This is a genomic window from Urbifossiella limnaea (assembly GCF_007747215.1).
GTDB classification, from domain to species: Bacteria; Planctomycetota; Planctomycetia; order Gemmatales; family Gemmataceae; genus Urbifossiella; species Urbifossiella limnaea.
Window position 1 is genome coordinate 5,906,910 of sequence record NZ_CP036273.1, and the last position, 18,482, is coordinate 5,925,391.

An 18,482-nucleotide genomic window follows, 5' to 3' on the forward strand; every position below is an offset into this window, starting at 1 on the left:
AAGGCATCCGCTCGCCTCCATTCATCCTTCATCCTTCATCCCTCATCCTTTCCCATGAACCGCTGGCCCGTCGCCGTTCTCGCGCTGCTGGCGCCCTTCGCCCTCGCCGCCGACCCCGCCCCCGGCCCGCTCCCCGCCGAGCAGGCGGCGAAGCAATCGGTCCTCCCCGACGGCTTCCGCATGTCCGTGTTCGCGGCCGAGCCGCTGGTCACGCAGCCGGTGTCGTTCTGCCTCGACCACCGCGGCCGGGTGTGGGTCGCCGAGGCGCTCAACTACGGGGCGTGGCAACCCACCGGCAAGGACCGCGTCGCGATCCTCGAAGACACCGACGGCGACGGCCGCGCCGACAAGCGCACCGTCGTCTGCGACAACTTCAACTACATCACCGGCGTCGAGGTCGGCTTCGGCGGCGTGTGGGTCATGTCGCCCCCCGGGCTTTACTTCGTGCCGATTCGCGACGACAAACCGAGCGGCCCGCCGCAACTGGTGCTGGACGGGTTCGGCTACAAGGAGAGCCGGCACAATCTGGCGAACGGCTTCACCTGGGGGCCGGACGGCTGGCTGTACGGCGGTCACGGTCGCACCAGCCCGTCCGACGTTGGCGCGCCCGGCACCCCCGCGAAGGACCGCATCCACTGCGACGGCGGCGTCTACCGCGTGCATCCAATCACGAAGAAGTTCGAGGTGTTCGCCGACGGCACGACGAACCCGTGGGGCGTGGACTTCGACGACTACGGCCAGTGCTTCGTTTCCAATTGTGTGAACCCGCACCTGTTCCACATGATCCCCGGCGGGCACTACGAGCCGTGGCGGAACCGGCCGAGCAGCCAGTACGCCTACGAGCGCCTGCCGACGATCGCCGACCACCTGCACTACCCCGGCGGCGACATCCGCGGCACCGTCGGCAAGGCCGAGACGCTGGCGATGGGCGGCGGCCACGCCCACTGCGGCACGCTGGTGTACCTCGGCGACGCGTTCCCGAAGCCGTTCCGCAACACCGTGCTGACGTGCAACGTCCACGGCCGCCGCGTCAACAACGACATCCTGAAGCGGAAGGGGTCCGGCTACGTGGCGTCGCACGGCAAGGACTTGATGGTGTCGGCCGACCCGTGGTTCATGGGCGTAACGTTGCGCCTCGACCCCGGCGGCAGCGTGCTCCTGTCCGACTGGTCCGACACCGGCGAGTGCCACACGTACAAGCCGGACATGAAGACGGGCCGCATCTACCGCATCAGCCACGGCGAGCCGAAGCTGCCGAATGTGGATCTGTCGAAGTTGAGCGACAAGGAACTGGTGGAGCTCCAAACGCACCCGAACGAGTGGCAGGTGCGGACGGCCCGGCGGCTGCTCCAGGAGCGCTCGACGGGGTGGACGGATCTGAAGCGGGAGGCCGTCCGACGCTCGCTGTTCAGTGCCGGCCGCAACCACCCCGAGGTCACCCGTCGGTTGCGGGCGCTGTGGACACTCCACGCGATCGGCGAGCACTCCCCCGTGACGCTAACGGATCTCCTCGCCGACCCGGCCGAACACGTCCGTGGGTGGGCCGTTCGGCTCCTGTGCGAGGCACGCGACCCGCGTGTCGACCAACTCGTGGTCCGGGCGACTGTCGATCCGTCGCCCGTCGTCCGGCTCGAACTCGCGGCCGCCCTTCAGCGGCTGCGTACGGATCAGCGATGGAGCCTTGCCCTGGCGCTGCTCGCGCGCGCCGAGGACGCCACCGACGCGAACCTGCCGCTGATGATCTGGTACGGCTTCGAGCCGCTCGTTCCCGCGGACCCGGAGCGGGCGCTGGACGTGGCCGCGAAGGGGCAAATCCCCCTCGTCCGGCAGTTCGCCGCGCGGCGGTTCCTCGATCACGCCGCGACCGTCGGGGCGAAGGCCGACCTGTCCCCGCTGGCGAAGGTGCTCGCCGAGGCGCCGCCGGCCGCAGTGCCGGACCTGCTCCGCGGCGCCCGCGAGGGGATCAAGGGGCGCCGCAACCTGCCGATGCCCGCGGGATGGCCCGCGGTGTACGCCAAACTCCGCGACCACGCCGACAACCAGGTGCGTGACAACGCGGTGTCGCTGGCGCTGGCGTTCGGCGACCCGCGCGCCGTCACCGACCTGCGCGCCCTCGCCGCGGACCAGGCGGCGCCGCCGGCCGACCGCGCCGGGGCGGTCGAATCGCTCGTCGGGGTGAAGGCCGCGGACCTGGCGCCGCTACTGTTCGACCTGCTGCCGGACCCCGCCACCCGCCGCGCCGCCGTCCGCGGGCTCGCGGCGTACCCGCACCCCGACACCGCCGCGAAGGTGCTGGCCGCGTACCCGCGCTTCGACGCCGGCGACAAGGCCGACGCCGTCGCCACCCTCGCGGCGCGGCGTGACACCGCGCTGTCACTGCTGGGGGCGGTGGAGGCGAAGCGGGTGCCGCGGGCGGACGTGTCGGCGTTCGCCGCCCGCCAGATGTTCGCGCTGAACGACGCCGCCGTGCGCGACCGGCTGAAGCAGGTGTGGGGCGAGGTGCGGCCGACGGCCGGGAAGCCGGAGGTGCTGGCGAAGTACCGGGCGATGCTGACGCCGGCGTACCTCCGCAGCGCGGACGCGGCCAGCGGCAAGGCGGTGTACGCGCGGACGTGCCAGGCGTGCCACAAGTTGAACGGTCAGGGCACGGACATCGGCCCGAACCTGAACGGCGTCAACCGCGGCAACCTCGACTACTGGCTGACGAACCTCACCGACCCCGGCGCGGAGGTGGGGAAGGACTACCGCATGTCGGTGGTGCGGACCGTGGACGGCCGCGTGGTGTCGGGCATCGTCGTGGAGCGGAGCGCGGCCCGGGTGGTGGTGCAGACCGCCACGGAGCGGGTGACGCTGGCCGCGGACGACGTGGAGGGCGTGGCGGATTCGCCGCTGTCGCTGATGCCCGAGGGGCAACTCGACGCGCTGCGGCGCGAGGACGTGCGCGACCTGATCGCGTACTTGATGGGCGGGTAGGGGTGGGAAGCAGGATTAACCACAGAGTCACAGAGAGCACAGAGGGAAGACCAAAAACCGAGAGAAGGCCAGAATTTGATTTCAAACTCTCCTTTGTCTCGGTTTTCTGGCTTTCCTCTGTGCTCTCTGTGACTCTGTGATTAATCCTGCTTCCCGCCTAAATACACCCGCGCCCGCCGCTCGCACTCGTCCAGTGTCAGCGCCGCCGTGTCGAGCGTGAGCCGCGGCACCGTCAGCGGCTCGGCATTCGCCCGCGAGCGGTCGTGCAAATCCGGCGTGCGGTTCCCCGCGAGGTGCGCCCGGTCCGCCGCGATCCGCGCCCGCGCCACGTCCGGCGGGCACACGCACTCGATCACCCGCACCGGCTCGCCGAGCGCCAGCAGGGCCGCCACCTGCCGCGCCTTCGAGAACGTACGGCCGTCGAGAAACACCGCCCGGCCCGGTTGCGTGCGCCGGAGGTGGACCGCGGCGGCGAACACCGCCTGCATGGCGATGTCGTCCTGCTCCGCGGAGTAGTCGAGAGCCGCGCCGGGGAACAGCGCCGCCCGCACCTCGTCCTTGCCGATCACGACGCCGCCCAGCACCGCCGCCAGCCGGGCGGCCAGCGCACTCTTCCCGGTGCCCGGCAGGCCCGCCATCGCCACGAGCATCAGCGCACCACCAGCGGGATTTCCTCGGCCAGCCCGTTCGCCAGCCGCACCGTCACCTTGTACTCGCGGGGGTCGCCGTACACAAGCTCCCACGACAGCCGGCCGGGGCGCGCGTCAACGAGTGGTGGAGCCGGCCTTCGCGGCACGGTACACTGGGGATTACCCCGGAGCCCGCCATGCCTCGTCCCGTCGCATTGCTCGCCGTGCTGGTCGCCGCCGGCCCCGCCGCCGCGCAGCCGGTGAGCTTCGACCGCGACGTGAGCGCCGTCCTGTCGCGCGCCGGGTGCAACTCCGGGGCGTGCCACGGCAACCTGAACGGCAAGGGCGGGCTCAAACTGTCGCTCCGCGGCGAAGACCCGGTCGGCGACCACGCCGTCCTCACCCGCGACCTGCTCGCCCGCCGCACCGACCCGCACCGGCCGGACGAGAGTTTGATCCTGCTGAAGGCCACCGGCGGCGTGCCGCACGAGGGCGGCGTTCGCTTCACGAGGGCGAGCCCCGAGTACGCGGCGCTGCGGGCGTGGGTCGCCGCCGGCTGCCGCCCCGACCCGCCCGGCGGCCCGCAGCTGGCCCGGCTCGACGTGACCCCCGCGGCGCGCATCCTGTCCGACCCCGCCGACCGCTTCACCGTGAAGGCCGTCGCCCACTTCTCCGACGGCACGAGCCGCGACGTGACGGCACTGGCGGCGTGCGAGTTCACGTCGGTCGGTGTGGCGCGGATCACGCCGGCTGGCGAGGTGATCCGCGAGCAGTTCGGCGAGACGGTGCTTATCGTCCGCTACCTCACCCGCGTCGTGCCGGTCCGGGTCGTGTTCCTGCCCGACCGCCCGGCCCCGGAACTGTCCGCGTTCCCGACCGAGCACCCGATCGACAGGCTCGTCCTCGACCAGCTGCGGGCGATGCGGCTGGCCCCCGCCGCGCCGGCGCCCGACCACGTGTTCCTCCGCCGCGCCTTCCTCGACACTCTCGGCGTGCTGCCGACCGTGGACGAGACGCGCGCCTACCTCGCCGACCCGCGCCCCGACCGCCGCGAGCGGCTGATCGACGCGCTGCTGGCGCGGCCGGAGTTCGCCGAGTACTGGGCGCAGAAGTGGTCCGACGTGCTGCGGAACGACGAGAAGGCGCTCGACCGCAAGGGCGTGGCCGTGTTCTACCGGTGGATCGCGGCGCAGCTCGCCGCCGACCGGCCGCTCACGGAATTCGCCCGCGACGTGCTCGGCGGCACCGGCAGCACCTACGCCAACCCGCCGGCGAACTTCTGGCGCGCCGTCCGCGACCCACTCCAGCGCGCCGAGTCGGTGGCGCAGGTGTTCCTCGGCGTGCGAATCGGCTGCGCCCGCTGCCACAACCACCCGTTCGACCGCTGGACGATGGACGATTATTACGGCTTCGCCGCCCTGTTCGCGCGGGTGGACTACCGCGTGCTGTCGAACGCCCGCCGCGACGACCTCGACAAGCACGAGTTCGTCGGCGAGCAGGTCGTCTTCCAGAAGCGCGACGGCGAGATGGTCAGCGGCCGCACGAAGCAGGCGGCGCCGCCGAAGCTGCTGGGCGCGGCCGCTGTCGCGCCCGACGCCGACCGCCTCGGCGCGGCCGCGGACTGGGTCGCGTCGGCGGACAACCCGTTCTTCGCGCGGGCGCAGGTGAACCGAGTCTGGCTGCACCTCATGGGCCGCGGCCTGGTGGACCCGAACGACGACTTCCGCGCCACCAACCCGCCGTCGAACCCCGAGCTGCTCGACTGGCTGGCGAAGGACTTCGCGGCGACCGGCTTCCGCCTCAAGCCGCTGGTGAAGCGGATCATGACGAGCCGCACGTACGGCCTGTCGGCGACGACGCGCGACGCGGCGGTGATGGCCGACGAGTTGCACCACTCGCACGCGATGGTGGCGCCGCTGGAGGCGGAGCAACTGCTGGACGCGCTGGCGCAGGTGACGGGCGTGCCGGTGCGGTTCGGCGGCTACCCGCTCGGCCTGCGGGCCAACCAGGTGCCGGCCCCGCCGCAGACCGGCCGGCGGTTCACGGCCGCGACCGGCGACCTGTTCCTGAAGACGTTCGGCAAGCCGGAGCGGCTGCTGACGTGCGAGTGCGAGCGGAGCGACGACCCGGGCCTGTTGCAGGCGTTCCAGATGATCTCGGGCGACGTGGTGAACCGGCTGATCAGCTCCCCGGACAACCGCGTCGGCAAGCGGCTGTCGGAAGGGACGACCGACGCGGCGCTGCTGGACGAGTTGTACCTGGCGGCGCTGTGCCGCCGGCCGACGGACGCGGAGGGGCGGCGCATTCTGGGCTACGTCGGCGGCGCGACCGACCGCCGCGCGGTGTGGGAGGACGTGCTGTGGGCGCTGCTCAACAGCAAGGAGTTCCTGCTGCGGCGGTGAGGGGCCGCCCGGCACAGGCAGTAACGGAGGAAGGGCCATGCTGCGTCGAACACTAATGTGGGGGCTCCCGCTGGCCGGCGCCGTCGGGGCCGCCGCCGTTGCCGACTGCTGGCTCGCCGCCGCCGCCCTCGCGGACGCCAGGCAAGACCTCCGACCCGCCGTGAACCTGCCGATCAGCCGCGTCGTGCTGTTCAACAGCGGCGTCGGGTACTTCAGCCGCAGTGGCGAGGTGGACGGCGACGCCCGCGTCGATCTCACCTTCCAGGAAGCGGATGTCAACGACCTGATCAAGAGCATGGTGCTCGAGGACTTCGGCGGCGGCCGCGTCGCCGCGGTGAGCTATGACAGCCGCGAGCCGATCGCGCGGACGCTGGCCAGCTTCTCGATCAACCTGAACGGCGACACCACCTTCGCCGGCATCCTCCGGCAGGCCCGCGGCGAGCGGGTCGAGGTCACGACCACACCGACGGCGCAGAACCAGCCGGGGAAGGTGACCGGCTCGATCGTCGGCGTCGAGCCGCAGGCGGGGCCGAACGGCGTGCCGGTGTCGGTGCTGAACCTGTGGTGCGCCGAGGGGATGCGGGCCGTCAAGCTGACCGAGGTGCAGCAGCTGCGCTTTCTCAACCCGGTTATCGAGTCCGAGTTCCGCCGGGCGCTCGAGGTGCTGGCGCTGAACCACGACGCCGCGAAGAAGGCGGTGAGCCTCCACTTCGCCGGCGACGGGAAGCGCCGCGTGCAGGTCGGCTACGTCGTCGAGGCGCCGGTGTGGAAGACGAGCTACCGGCTCGTGCTGGATGCCGAGGGCAAGGGCGGGAAACCGTACCTGCAAGGGTGGGCGGTCGTCGAAAACCCGACCGACGAGGACTGGACCGGCGTGCGGATGGCGCTTATCAGCGGCCGGCCGATCAGCTTCAAGATGGACTTGTACAACCCGCTGTACGTGCCGCGGCCGACGGTCGAGCCGGAGCTGTTCGCGTCGCTGCGGCCGCCGACCTACGACGGCGGCTTCGCCCGCCGCGGGCAGGGAATCCCGCCGGACGACAAGGAAGCGTTCCAGCTCCGGGCGCTGAACGCGGCCGAAAAACAGGGGCCGTTCGTCGACGGCGACCGCCTCGGCGCCCCGGCACCGGGGAAGGACGCCGCCGCGCGGCTCAGGGGACTCGCGGACAACGCCCCGGAGCTCGGCATGGCCGTGCGCGGCACGGTCGCCCCGAACGACTTCGACGGCGAGGCGGCGAAGCGCCTCAACCGCGAGCTGGCGGCCCGCCTCGGCACCGCGGCCGTCGGCAGCGCCGCCACCGCGGGCAAGCTCGGCGACTTCTTCCAGTACGCCATCGACCACCCGGTCTCGCTCGCGCGCCAGAAGAGCGCCCTTCTGCCGATCGTCGGCAAGGACATCGAGGCGACGCGCGTCAGCATCTACAACGCGGGCGTGCAGCCGAAGCACCCGCTGCTCGGGCTCCGCTTCAAGAACACGTCTGGCATGCACCTGTCGCAAGGCCCGATCACGGTGTTCGAAGGCAGTACCTACGCCGGCGACACGCGCGTGCTGGACGTGCAGCCCGGCGAGGAGCGGCTCGTGTCCTACGCCGTCGACCTCGGCAGCGAAGTCGATCCGCAGACCGGCCCGGGGTCGGGGCGGATTACGAGTGTGAAGGCGAACAAGGGGGTCGTGACGACGGTGACGAAAGTGCGGGAGGAGAAGAAGTACCGCATCGCCAACCGGAGCCAGACCGACCGCACGCTCGTCATCGAACACCCGAACCGCACCAACCAGCAGTTCAAGCTCGTGGACACGCCGGCGCCGGTCGAGGACACGAAGGACGTGTACCGCTTCCAGCTGGCGGTGAAGGCCGGCGAGGAGAAGACGTTCGTGGTGACCGAGGAGCGCGACGTGTCCACGCAGGTGGCGCTGTCGAACAACCCGGACGGGCAGATCCGCTTCTTCCTGAGCCTGAACGAGGCGCCGCCGGCGCTGAAGGCGAAGCTCACGGAGGCGCTCAAGCTGAAGGCCGCGTGGGACGGGCAGCTGCGCGACCTGAACCAGGTGAAGGCCGACCTGGCGCGGGTGGGCACCGACCAGGACCGCATCCGCAAGAACCTGGCGGCGACGCCGCGGGAGGCGGAGGTGTACCAGACCTACCTGCGCCGCCTCGCCGAGCAGGAGCGCGAGATCGATACTTTGACGGCCCGCGAGAAGACGCTGATGGCGGCGGAGTTCGCGGCCCGGAAGGCGTTCGAGGAGTTCCTGGCGAACCTGACCGACTGAGCGGGCGGCACCCCGTTTCCCTCGCTCCGCCTCCGAGTGGCGGAGCGAGGGAAACGGGGTGTCGCTTACCCCGCCGGGCTTCACCCCGTCGATTCCATGCCCGCGGGGTGGTTACGCGGGAACAGCAGCGTCATTTCGGCCGACATCCGGGCGCCGAGCCGGTCACGCTCGGCCGCGTCGGCCAGCCGCGACCGGGTGTAGTCCATCACGTGCCGGGCCACCCGCTCGCGGTCGGACACCACGTCCGGGTACATCTGGCGCAACCCGTCCGCCGTCCGCGGCTGGGCGGCCAGCATCGCCTCGAACTGGTCGGTCGCGTCGGCGAGTGAGAGGCGGCCGGCGATCAGCTCGTCGACCAGCCGGTCCTTGCTCCGGATTTGACACTGCAGGTCGGCGATCTCGCCGTCGAGCCGGACCTGGGTGCGGAGATTCGCGGCCATCTGGCTGCGGACGGCGGGTACGTTCCAGGCGTCGAGCCCGGCGGCGGCCAGCCAGCCGGGGAGCCACGGGCCGAGGGCCACCACCGCGGCGCCCGCGGCCGCCCACTTCGTGCGTCGTCGCATGTCGTCCGTTCCGGGGAGAAATCGGGGTCGCTACCCGGTGTTCGCCGGCCGCGGCGGGTTCTTTTGCCGCCGTCAACTACTACTTGCCGCCCGGCGGCCCATTGGTCGGGCGCCGGGCGAATTTTCCCGCGCCGGACCGGGCGGACCCGCCCCCCGTTCGGCGCGGAGCCGCTCGAAGCACCGCAGCGCCTCCCCGATCACCTCGTCGGTGTTGAAGTACCGGTACTGGGCCAGCCGGCCGCAGAAGTACACCCCGTGCCGCGCCCGTTCCCGCTCCGCGAGCGCCGCGTACTCCGCGTACAGCGCCCGGTTCTCGGCCCGCGGGATGGGGTAGAACGGGTCGCCGGTCGCGCTCGGCGTCTCGTAGCTCACCACCGTGTGGGCGTGCCGCTGACCCGTGACATGCTTGATCTCCACCGAGCGGGTGTACGCGAAGTCGTTCGGGTAGTTCACCTGCACGCACGGTTGCGCGAACTCGACCGGCTTCGCCACGAACTCGAACCGCAGCGACCGGTACGGCAGCCGACCGAGGCGGTGGCCGAAGTACTCGTCGATCGGGCCGGTGAACACCGTCGCCCGCCGCGGGCGGATCAGGTCGCGCACCTCGTCGTACTTGCAGCCGAGCAGCACGCGGATGCGGCGGTGGTTCAGCATCGAACGGAAGAGCGCCGTGAACCCGCGCGTCGGCATCACCTGAAACTTGTGATCGACGTAGCGCGCGTCGCGGGACAGGCGCACCGGGATGCGGCCGCACACCCCGGGGTCGAGCGCCGCGGCGGACACGCCCCACTGCTTCAGCGTGTAGCCGCGGTAGAAGGCGTCGTACAACTCCGGGCCGACCCGGCTCAGCACCTGCTCCTCGGAGTTGGTCGGCGCCGGAATGTCGTGCCGCTTCCACGCCAGCAACTCGGCCGCGGCCTCGGGCGTGAGCGACTTGCCGAAGAAGGCTTCGAGCGTGGTGAGGTTGATCGGGAACGGCAGCAACTGCCCGCGGACCAGGCTGCGGACCTCGTAGTTGGCCTCGTGCCAGTCGGTGAAGCGCGACAGGTACCGGAGCAGGCTCTCGTCGTTGGTGCGGAAGTAGTGCGGGCCGTAGTTGTGGACGAGAACGCCGGACGGGTGCGTGGAGTCGTGGCAGTTGCCGGCGACGTGCGAGCGCTGGTCGACGACGAGCACCTTCCAGCCGAGGACGGCCGCGGCGCGCTCGGCGACCACACTCCCGGCCGGGCCGGCCCCGCACACCAGCAGGTCCACGTCGTCCAGCATCGGCGGGAGGGTATGCTGGCGGAACGGGCGGCGTCAATGGGGATCCGACGGGCGAACCGGCGGCGTCGGCCGCCGGGTGGGAGGTGCGTGACGCGCCCACCCGGCGGCCGACGCCGCCGGTTCGCCCGGCATGCAGCGACGAATGAGTTCGTCGTGAAATCGCCCCACCCGGCCGGCGTCGGTTCCTATGATGGGGCAAGCCCTCATCGCATGTCAGCCGGTTCCCCGGTCGGTGCCCCATGCCGTCGCGCCCGATCACCCTCGCCATCGTCCTGTTCTGGCTCGCCACCGTGGGCTGGGTCGGCTACCGCGACGTGTGGCCGCGGCTCGTCGCCGCCGGGCCGCCGCCCATCGCCATCGACCTCGGCGACGAGGCCAGCCAACTGGTGCCGGTCCGGTGGAACGTCTACCGCGGCGACCAGCGCGTCGGCCGCCTCACCACCCGCATGACGTACCTCGACACCGACGACACGTTCCGCCTCACCCACCAGTACTCGAACCTGATTTTCGACGTCGACCGCGTCCGCGTGGTGTTCCCCGAGGTGACGCTGAGCACGCGCGTCACCCGGTCCGGGGCGCTCCGCGAGCAGAGCATGAAAGGCCGGATGCAGGTGCAACTCCGCAGCGGGGCGGAGGTCATCACGGTGGCCGAGGCCCGTGCCGTGGTCGAGGGCGAGGCGCGCGACGGCGTGTTCTACAGCCGGTGCGACATCGACTCGCCGCTGCTCAAGGCTAAGCAGGAACTCGAACCCGTGCCCGTGCCCGACGGCCACGCCCTGAGCCCGCTGCAACCCGTGGGGCGGATCGCCAACGTGCGGGCCGGGCAGCGCTGGGTCGTCCACGAGGTGAACCCGCTGCGCGACGCCCTGGGGTCGCTGCTGCAGGGGTTCGTCGGCCAGCACGGGATCGGCGTACCGGCCGAGAAGCGCGATGCCTACGTCGCCACCGTCGGCGACAAGCCGGAGCCGCTGGCGTGGGGCAAGGACAGGGCCGAGGTGCCGTGCTGGGTGATCGACTACCGCAGCGACAGCGCCCGGGTGCGGACCTGGGTGCGCGTCGACGACGGCCGGGTGCTGCGCCAGGAGGCCACCCGCGACGGCGAAATGATTGCGCTGGAACGGGACGAATAACGTGGGCGCCGGCCCGAAGGAGCCGACATGATCGAGATCACGACCGTCACCAAGCGGTACGGCCCGAAGGTGGCGGTGAAAGACCTGTCGCTGAGCGTCCCCGCCGGGGAGCTGTTCGCCTTCCTCGGGCCGAACGGCGCCGGCAAGACGACCACCATCAAGATGCTGTGCGGCCTCCTCTTCCCCACGACCGGCAGCGTCCGCGTCGGCGGGTTCGACCTGTTGACGGAAGGCGATCAGGCCCGTGCCCTCATCAGCTACGTGCCGGACCAGCCGTTCCTGTACGACAAGCTGACCGGCCGCGAGTTCCTGCAGTTCACCGCCGACCTCTACGGCATGCCGGCGGCGAAGGCCCGCGACAAGATGGCCGAGGTGGTCGAACTGTTCCACCTCGACGACTTCGTGGACGACCTGACCGAGCGCTACTCCCACGGCATGCGGCAGCGGACCGTGTTCGCCGCGGCACTCATTCACGAGCCGAAGCTGCTCATCGCCGACGAGCCGACGGTGGGGCTCGACCCCAAGAGCGTGCGCGAGCTGAAGACGCTGCTGCGGCGGCTCGCGGCGGGCGGGACGACGGTGTTCCTGTCGACGCACACGCTGGACATCGCGGAGGAACTGGCCGACCGCATCGGCATCATCGACCACGGGCGCCTGCTCGGCTGCGGCACGCTCGCCGACCTGCGGAAGCACGCCGCGGTGGACGGGAATTTGGAAGACCTGTTCCTGGCGATCACCGAGGAGGCGGGGCGCGAGGCGGCTACCCCGTGAGGGTTCGGGTTTTGCCGCCTGCGGCGTAGCGGCGCGAGCGGCAAAACCCGAACCGACTGGAATCACAACCCGGGACCACTCCCCATGTCCACCGCCACCCAGCCCGCCGCCTTCCGCCGCCTGCGCGTCCGGCTCGCACGCAACGGGCTCCGCGTCGCCCTGGAGGCGGGCCGCGTCCGCTTCGCCGGCGTCGTCCTCAGTACGCTCGTCGTCAGCGGGTTCACCTTCGGGTTCAGCCTGTACCTGTTCGGCCAGCTCGCCGCGAAGGAGATCCCGTTCAAGGGCGCCATCGTCGGCTTCCTCTTCGACCTGCTCTTCTTCACCCTCGGCTCGATGCTCATCTTCTCGACCGGGATCATCCTGTACGCCAGCCTGTACACCAGCCCCGAGGCGCGCTACCTCCTCAGCACGCCGGCCCGCGCCGATCATGTGTTTGCCACGCGCTTCCAGGGCGCCGTCGCCTTCAGCTCGTGGGCGTTCGTCGCGCTCGGCGTGCCGATCTTCCTCGCCTACGGCGTCAGCGCCGGGGTGCCGTGGTGGTTCTACGCGTTACTGCCGGTGTTCCTCCTCGGGTACGTACTCCTCCCCGGCTCCGTGTCGGCGCTCGGGTGTGTGCTCCTGGTCCGCTACCTGCCGCGGAACAAGAAGCAGTTCCTCATCGGCGTCGGGCTTGTGGTGCTGGTGCTGCTCGGCGTGTGGGGCTACCGGTCGTACCGGGCGGTGCGGTACACGCTCATCACGCAGGGCGGCGAGCTCGACGACCTGATCGGCCAGTTCGAGCTGGTCCGCGGCCGGTTCGCGCCGAGCCACTGGATGACGAGCGGCGTGCTGGCCGCGGCCCGCGGCGAAGTGGCCGACGCGCTGGCGCCGCTCGCGCTGGTGTGGAGCAACGGCCTGATGCTGTACCTCGTGGCCTGCGCCGCGGCGAAGCGCCTGTACCGCCCCGGCTACGACCGCCTCGCCGGCGGCGGCCGCAACAAGAAGGTGTACCGCGACAGCGTGCTGGACCGCGTGATGGGCCTCCTCGTGTTCTACCTCGACCGGCCGACGCGGGTGCTGGTGGTGAAGGACTTCCGCACCTTCCGCCGCGACCCGACGCAGTGGGCGCTGCTGATCGTCTTCGGCGCCCTGATGCTGATCGGGGCCGGCAACTTCCGGTCGTACATGACCGCCGACCTGGCGGTGATGGACAAGTACGCCATCAGCCTGATGAACCTCGGCGGCACGGCCGTGCTGCTGTGCGCCGGGCTGAGCCGGTTCGTGTTCCCGCTGGTGTCGCTGGAGGGGCGGAAGTTCTGGATCCTCGGCCTGACGCCGGTGTCGCGGGACACCATTCTGTGGGGCAAGTTCGCGTTCGCGGCGACGGGCTCGGTGCTGATCGCGGAGGCGCTGGTGCTGACGAGCGACGTGCTGCTCGCCGTGCCGCCGGCGCTGCTCGGCCTGCACGCGGCGGCGCTGGCGGTGATCGCGCTGGGGCTGAGCGGGCTGAACGTCGGGCTCGGGGCGGTGCTGCCGAACTTCCGCGAGACGGACCCGTCGAAGGTGGTGGTAGGCTTCGGCGGCACGGTGAACATGGTGGCAGGGCTGGGGTTCCTGCTGGCGGTGATCGGGCTGATGGTGGTGCCGTTCCACGGGGCGCAGTTCGCGCGCACGGTGCGCGGCGCGGACGCGGCCGTGAGCCCGTGGGTGTACGCGGGGGTGCCGGCGGCGCTGGCGCTCGGCGCGGCCGCGGTGGTGCTGCCGCTCCGCGCCGGCGCGCGGGCGCTGCGTGGGGTGGAGTTCTGAGCCGCGAACCGCTCTTGCCCCGGCGTCCGACAACCGGTAGCCTCCCGCCCGACCTCTCTCGTTCGCTGGGACGCAGGGACGCTCCCGACACGACCGCCCCGGTCCCTCCCACTTCCACGGAGGGCACCACATGCCCGTCTTCGCCGCGGCCCGCCGGGCCGCCCCGTTCGGCCTGCTCGCCGTCGTCGCCCCGCTGTTCGCCACGCCCGTCGCCGTCCAGTCGCCGACCGCCGGGAAGGCCGGTACGCCGCCCGAGGCCGAGGTCCGCTGCGCGGACGACAGCGTCCTGCGCGTCAAGCTCCTCGACGAGTCGCTGGAGGTGGTCACGAAGTACGGCACCGTACGCGTCCCGGTCGCCGACGTGCGCCGCATCGACTTCGCCACGCGTACCTCGCCCGAGGTCGAGTCCCGGGTCGCCGGCCTGATCGCCGAGCTGAGCCACGCCGACTACGGCACCCGCGAGCGCGCCTCGGCGCAACTGCGCGAGTACCGCGAGAAGGCGTACCACCCGCTGCTGAAGGCGTCGAAGGCGGCCGACCCCGAGGCCAGCCGCCGCGCCGACGAGGCGGTGCGGTTCATCCAGCACAAGCTGCCCGGCGGCGTGCCCGAGCCGCGCGAGTTCGACGTGGTCGTGACCGACGACTGTAAGCTGACCGGGCTCCTGAGCGCGTCGGCGCTGAAGGTGCGGACCGGCCCGTTCGGCGAACAGTCGCTGCGGCTGGCGGACGTGCGCGGGTTGAAGGTGGGGGCCGGCGCCGCGACCGAGGACGTGGCCGGCGCCCCGGCCGCGCCGGCGAACATGATGGCGTTCCAGCACCAGTTCGGGAAGGAACTGGTGGGCACGATCACCGGCACGACGCCCGCCGCGGGCGGGACGGGCGTGTGGGGCACGGACGTGTACACGCTGGACTCCAGCATCGCCGCCGCGGCAGTGCACGCGGGCGTGGTGCAGCCGGGGCAGACGGCGGTGGTGAAGGTGCGGGTGGTGGCGTCGCCGCCGCAGTTCGTGTCGAGCACGCGGCACGGCGTCAGCTCGACGGGCTACGGGAACTACCCCGCCGGCGGGTACGAGTTCGTGCGGCGCTGAGCGGGCTTGGGGCGTGGGTTCGTGGCCGGCGGTGGGTCGTGGGAAATTGGCCGCCCGCCAGAGTTGTCGCGGGGCGGCCGGCTGCTTATCCCATCCCCACACCCTCCCCGGCGGACCCCGCCTGATGTCGCTCGCCGTCGCCCTGTTCGCCGTCGTCGCACTGGCGACCGCAGTCTCCGCCCTCGGCGTCGTGCTGTCCACGAACATCGTCCGCGCCGCCGTGTGGCTGCTGTTCACCCTCATCGGCGTCGCCGTCACGTACCTGCTGCTCGGGGCCGAGTTCGTCGGAGCCGCGCAGCTCATCGTCTACGTCGGCGGCACGCTCGTGCTGGTCGTGTTCGGCGTGATGCTGACCGCGCAGGGGCCGCTGAAGGCGCTCGCGGCGAAGCCCGCCGAGTGGGCCGTGGGCGGAACCCTCGCCGCGGCGCTGTTCGGCTTGCTGGCGGTGCTGGCGCTCGGCCCGCACGCCCCGCCCGCGACGCAATCCGGCACCGAGCCGCTGCCCGGCGTCGGGCCGCTGGGGCTGGCGTTCCTGGGCTTCACCGACGTGCAGCCGGAGGCACGAATCACCGGCGTGCCGGAGAAGACCGGGACGCTGCGGACGCCGGTGGCGTACTTGCTGCCGTTCGAGGTGGTGTCGGTTCACCTGCTGGTGGTGCTGATCGGCGCAGCGTACCTCGCCCGCGCCAAGCGGAGGGCGAAGGCGTGATCGAACTCGGACTACCACCCTTCCTGCTGCTCTCCGCCTTCCTATTCGCCTGCGGGGTGGCGTGCCTCGCGGTGAAGCGGAACGCCATCGGCGTCCTCATGGGCGTCGAACTCATCCTCAACGCCGCGAACCTGAACTTCGTCGCCTTCGCGCGCTACAACCCCGCCTTCCGCGTCGAAGGCCAGGTGTTCGCGCTGCTGGTGATCGTCCTCGCCGCGGCCGAGGCGGCGGTGGCGCTGGCGATCATCCTCAACTTCTACAACAACCACGCCACCGTGGACGTGGACAAGGCCGACGACCTGCGCGGCTGAGGGACCGATGCCGGAGTGGTTCGACACGTCGCCGGGCCGGCTGTACGTGGTGGCGACGCTGCTGCCGCTGCTCGGCTGCGCCCTGCTGCTGCTGGGCGGCCTGGCCCGTGCCCTGTGCCGGCCGCACCGCGAGCGCGGCGGCGCAGCCGGCTCCCTCTACTGGCTCCTCGGCGGCGACCGCCCGCTCACCACCGGCGCCTACCTCGCAACCGCGCTGATGGGCTGCGCCACCGTCCTCGCGGTCGTGGGCTTGGTCACGTTCCTCGGCGACGTGAAGAAGGAACTCAAGCCCGCCGAGATGGCCGCGCGCTGGTCCGGCCGCGTGGACTGGATTCGCGTCGGCAACACCGACCCCGGCACGCCCGCCGAGTGGGACAGGTCCGACAGCGCCCGGCTGGTGCGCGACGGCAGCGACGCCGCGCCGCCGGTGCCGCAGGCCGGGCGGGCGCTCGAACTCGGCTACCGCATCGACCACCTGACCGCGCTCATGGTGGCGATGGTGGCCGTGATCGGCACGCTCATCTTCGTCTTCTCCCTCGGCTACATGCGCGACGAGACGAAACCCACGGTCGAGGACCACGAGGTCGATCACCAGACGCCGGGGAGCCACCACTACGCCCGCCGCGGGCGGTACGGGCGGTTCTTCGCGTACCTGTCGCTGTTCGCCTTCTCGATGCTCAACCTGCTGATCGCCGACAACCTGTTCCAGGTGTTCGTGAGCTGGGAGCTGGTCGGCGTCTGCTCGTTCTTCCTCATCGGCTTCTACTACGAGCGGCCGAGCGCCAGCCGGGCCGCGGCGAAGGCGTTCATCGTCAACCGCGTCGGCGACGCCGGCTTCCTCGTCGGCATCTTCGTGGCGTGGACGAGCCTCGGCACGCTGAACATCGAGGAGCTGACGCGCCGCGTCCGCTCCCCGGATCGCGACTCGCACGGCAGCCTGCCGCTCGCCCGCCAACTCGTCCGTGCCAACCCGGACGGCGTGGACAAGGCGACCGGCCACCCGCAGTACGCGGTCGTGCCGCCGGGCGAAGGTGGCTCGCACCTGGCCCTGTTCCCGCTGCTGTGGGAGGACCCCACCCACTTCCACGGCCTCGGCTTCAAGACCCCCGGCGGCTCGAGGAGGCACGAGAAGGGCGACCCGGAGTTCGTCACGCCGCCTGAGCAGCGGCTATTCGACTTCGGGGCGATGCCGTACTGGCTGTTCGTGGTGATGGGCGCCGGCATCTTCCTCGGCTGCGTCGGCAAGAGCGCCCAGGTGCCGCTGCACACCTGGCTGCCCGACGCGATGGAAGGCCCGACGCCGGTGTCGGCGCTGATTCACGCCGCGACGATGGTCGCGGCGGGCGTGTACCTCGTCGGCCGGTGCTACGTGCTGTTCGCGCCGGAGGTGCTGCTCGGCGTCGCGTACACCGGCGCCGTCACGCTGTTCGTCGCGGCCACGATCGCGCTGGTGCAGACGGACATCAAGCGGGTGCTGGCGTACTCGACGTGCAGCCAGCTCGGCTACATGATGCTGGCGCTCGGCGTCGGCGGCTGGGCCGCGGGGCTTCTCCACCTGCTGACACACGCCTTCTTCAAGGCGCTGCTGTTCCTCGGCAGCGGCAGCGTGATCCACGGCTGCCACCACGAGCAAGACCTGCGGAAGATGGGCGGGCTGCTCACGAAGATGCGTATCACCGGCTTCACGATGCTGGTCGGCGTGCTGGCGATCGCGGGAGCGCCGCTGTTCAGCGGGTGGTACAGCAAGGACCAAATCCTGTCGTCGGCGCTGGGGTACGGGCTGGAACACCGGCAGCACATGGCCCTGTTCGTGCTGCCGCTCGTCACCGCGGCGATGACCGGCTTCTACATGTTCCGCTTGTGGTTCCTGGCGTTCACGGGGGCGCCGCGGGATCAGCACGTTCACGACCACGCGCACGAGTCGCCGCCCGTGATGACGGTGCCGCTGGTGGTGCTGGCGGTGTTCAGCGTCGGCGTGGCGTGGGGCTGGCCGATCTGGGACGCGGACGCGAGTGCCCTCGGCCGCCTGCTCGAAGCGGGCCGGCCGGCGGCGTGGCTGACGATGTTCGGCGTCGAGGCCCAGGCGGCGCACGAGAACCACCTGACGGCCGGGGCGCTGGCGCTGCTGGCGGCGGTGCTGGGGGCCGGGCTCGCCGCGGCAATGTACTGGCGGCCGAAGCTGAGCCCCGCAGCGGTCCGCGCCCGCGCCGGCGGCGTGTACCCGTTCTTGCTGAACAAGTGGTACTTCGACGAGGCTTATGACGCGGCACTGGTGAAGCCGGCGGTGGGGCTAGCGTTTGCGTCCGCGGCCGCGGACAAGCGGCCGACCGACGGCGAGACCGACGCCGTGCCGCCGCGCCGCTACGACGTGTTCACGCTCGACGGCCTGATCACGACGGCGGGCCAGCTGGTCGGCGCCGCGGGATCGAGCCTGCGGCGCGTGCAGACGGGCCGGCTCCGCGGGTACGTGCTGGTGCTGGCCTTGACCGTCGTCGGGTTGTTGGGGATGCTTCTGAGCCTGACTTAGGGACCGTGGGACTGAGGGACTCAGGGACCGATCAAGAATTGCACGGTTCCCGTGCTTCTC

General features: G+C 71.3%; 14 protein-coding genes. 10 read left to right on the plus strand and 4 right to left on the minus strand.

The genetic code is table 11. From position 1 onward, the window contains the following. The first annotated feature begins 54 nt into the window (after positions 1 to 54). Positions 55 to 2,973 carry a PVC-type heme-binding CxxCH protein gene (locus ETAA1_RS24080; protein WP_145243039.1) on the plus strand — a complete coding sequence of 973 codons (2,919 nt, stop codon included), beginning with the start codon at positions 55 to 57 and terminating at the stop codon, positions 2,971 to 2,973. 140 nt (positions 2,974 to 3,113) lie between these two features. On the opposite strand, the gene ETAA1_RS24085 is transcribed toward ETAA1_RS24080, so the two are convergent. Further along, complete coding sequence (locus ETAA1_RS24085) at positions 3,114 to 3,623, minus strand: AAA family ATPase (protein ID WP_145243040.1); 510 nt, start codon at positions 3,621 to 3,623, stop codon at positions 3,114 to 3,116. Beyond that, the gene (locus ETAA1_RS32355; RefSeq protein ID WP_202920372.1) at positions 3,623 to 3,769 is read right to left on the minus strand and encodes a hypothetical protein; all 147 of its coding nucleotides are present in this window, start codon (positions 3,767 to 3,769) and stop codon (positions 3,623 to 3,625) included. Before ETAA1_RS32355 ends, ETAA1_RS24085 begins: the two co-directional genes overlap by 1 nt. 30 nt (positions 3,770 to 3,799) lie before the next feature. Between ETAA1_RS32355 and ETAA1_RS24090 the strand changes: the two genes are divergently transcribed. Continuing rightward, positions 3,800 to 6,004: a DUF1549 and DUF1553 domain-containing protein gene (locus ETAA1_RS24090; protein ID WP_145243041.1), complete on the plus strand. Its 2,205-nt coding sequence runs from the start codon at positions 3,800 to 3,802 to the stop codon at positions 6,002 to 6,004. A 37-nt stretch (positions 6,005 to 6,041) separates the two neighbouring features. Next, positions 6,042 to 8,273, plus strand: coding sequence for a DUF4139 domain-containing protein (locus ETAA1_RS24095; RefSeq protein ID WP_145243042.1), 2,232 nt, complete (start codon positions 6,042 to 6,044; stop codon positions 8,271 to 8,273). Between the two features lie 80 nt (positions 8,274 to 8,353). Here the strand turns inward: ETAA1_RS24095 and ETAA1_RS24100 are convergent, their stop codons facing one another. Together ETAA1_RS24100 and ETAA1_RS24105 are read right to left on the minus strand one after the other, a co-directional pair. After that, positions 8,354 to 8,836 (minus strand): hypothetical protein, encoded by a 483-nt coding sequence (locus tag ETAA1_RS24100; RefSeq protein ID WP_145243043.1) that lies wholly within the window; start codon positions 8,834 to 8,836, stop codon positions 8,354 to 8,356. A 72-nt stretch (positions 8,837 to 8,908) separates the two neighbouring features. Next, the gene (locus ETAA1_RS24105; protein WP_145243044.1) at positions 8,909 to 10,102 is read right to left on the minus strand and encodes a UDP-galactopyranose/dTDP-fucopyranose mutase family protein; all 1,194 of its coding nucleotides are present in this window, start codon (positions 10,100 to 10,102) and stop codon (positions 8,909 to 8,911) included. 239 nt (positions 10,103 to 10,341) lie between these two features. Here ETAA1_RS24105 and ETAA1_RS24110 point away from each other — a divergent pair, with 239 nt between their 5' ends. The 7 genes from ETAA1_RS24110 to ETAA1_RS24140 all read left to right on the plus strand — a co-directional run bounded on the left by ETAA1_RS24110 (position 10,342) and on the right by ETAA1_RS24140 (position 18,422). After that, positions 10,342 to 11,232 carry a hypothetical protein gene (locus ETAA1_RS24110; RefSeq protein WP_145243045.1) on the plus strand — a complete coding sequence of 297 codons (891 nt, stop codon included), beginning with the start codon at positions 10,342 to 10,344 and terminating at the stop codon, positions 11,230 to 11,232. 27 nt (positions 11,233 to 11,259) lie between these two features. Next, positions 11,260 to 12,003 carry an ABC transporter ATP-binding protein gene (locus ETAA1_RS24115; RefSeq protein ID WP_145243046.1) on the plus strand — a complete coding sequence of 248 codons (744 nt, stop codon included), beginning with the start codon at positions 11,260 to 11,262 and terminating at the stop codon, positions 12,001 to 12,003. Between the two features lie 84 nt (positions 12,004 to 12,087). Next, on the plus strand, positions 12,088 to 13,788 hold the full coding sequence (locus tag ETAA1_RS24120; RefSeq protein ID WP_145243047.1) for a putative ABC transporter permease subunit: 1,701 nt from the start codon (positions 12,088 to 12,090) through the stop codon (positions 13,786 to 13,788). Between the two features lie 130 nt (positions 13,789 to 13,918). Beyond that, positions 13,919 to 14,875 carry an LCCL domain-containing protein gene (locus ETAA1_RS24125; protein ID WP_145243048.1) on the plus strand — a complete coding sequence of 319 codons (957 nt, stop codon included), beginning with the start codon at positions 13,919 to 13,921 and terminating at the stop codon, positions 14,873 to 14,875. 124 nt (positions 14,876 to 14,999) lie between these two features. Next, complete coding sequence (locus tag ETAA1_RS24130) at positions 15,000 to 15,584, plus strand: NADH-quinone oxidoreductase subunit J family protein (RefSeq protein ID WP_145243049.1); 585 nt, start codon at positions 15,000 to 15,002, stop codon at positions 15,582 to 15,584. Next, entirely contained in the window at positions 15,581 to 15,895 is a 315-nt protein-coding gene (gene nuoK, locus ETAA1_RS24135) for an NADH-quinone oxidoreductase subunit NuoK (RefSeq protein WP_202920373.1), read from the plus strand. The genes ETAA1_RS24130 and nuoK overlap by 4 nt, the downstream gene beginning before the upstream one ends. A gap of 7 nt (positions 15,896 to 15,902) precedes the next feature. Next, the gene (locus ETAA1_RS24140; RefSeq protein WP_145243050.1) at positions 15,903 to 18,422 is read left to right on the plus strand and encodes an NADH-quinone oxidoreductase subunit L; all 2,520 of its coding nucleotides are present in this window, start codon (positions 15,903 to 15,905) and stop codon (positions 18,420 to 18,422) included. Positions 18,423 to 18,482: the final 60 nt, after the last annotated feature.

What these genes read in the sequence shown, in the direction of transcription:
- ETAA1_RS24125 (WP_145243048.1), top strand. Translation starts at nt 13,919, where the DNA reads ATGCCCGTCTTCGCCGCGGCCCGCCGGGCCGCCCCGTTCGGCCTGCTC.
- ETAA1_RS24080 (WP_145243039.1), top strand. Translation starts at nt 55, where the DNA reads ATGAACCGCTGGCCCGTCGCCGTTCTCGCGCTGCTGGCGCCCTTCGCC.
- ETAA1_RS24105 (WP_145243044.1), bottom strand. Translation starts at nt 10,102, where the DNA reads ATGCTGGACGACGTGGACCTGCTGGTGTGCGGGGCCGGCCCGGCCGGG.
- ETAA1_RS24085 (WP_145243040.1), bottom strand. Translation starts at nt 3,623, where the DNA reads ATGCTCGTGGCGATGGCGGGCCTGCCGGGCACCGGGAAGAGTGCGCTG.
- ETAA1_RS24115 (WP_145243046.1), top strand. Translation starts at nt 11,260, where the DNA reads ATGATCGAGATCACGACCGTCACCAAGCGGTACGGCCCGAAGGTGGCG.
- ETAA1_RS24140 (WP_145243050.1), top strand. Translation starts at nt 15,903, where the DNA reads ATGCCGGAGTGGTTCGACACGTCGCCGGGCCGGCTGTACGTGGTGGCG.
- ETAA1_RS24110 (WP_145243045.1), top strand. Translation starts at nt 10,342, where the DNA reads ATGCCGTCGCGCCCGATCACCCTCGCCATCGTCCTGTTCTGGCTCGCC.
- ETAA1_RS24100 (WP_145243043.1), bottom strand. Translation starts at nt 8,836, where the DNA reads ATGCGACGACGCACGAAGTGGGCGGCCGCGGGCGCCGCGGTGGTGGCC.
- ETAA1_RS24090 (WP_145243041.1), top strand. Translation starts at nt 3,800, where the DNA reads ATGCCTCGTCCCGTCGCATTGCTCGCCGTGCTGGTCGCCGCCGGCCCC.
- ETAA1_RS24130 (WP_145243049.1), top strand. Translation starts at nt 15,000, where the DNA reads ATGTCGCTCGCCGTCGCCCTGTTCGCCGTCGTCGCACTGGCGACCGCA.
- ETAA1_RS24120 (WP_145243047.1), top strand. Translation starts at nt 12,088, where the DNA reads ATGTCCACCGCCACCCAGCCCGCCGCCTTCCGCCGCCTGCGCGTCCGG.
- ETAA1_RS24095 (WP_145243042.1), top strand. Translation starts at nt 6,042, where the DNA reads ATGCTGCGTCGAACACTAATGTGGGGGCTCCCGCTGGCCGGCGCCGTC.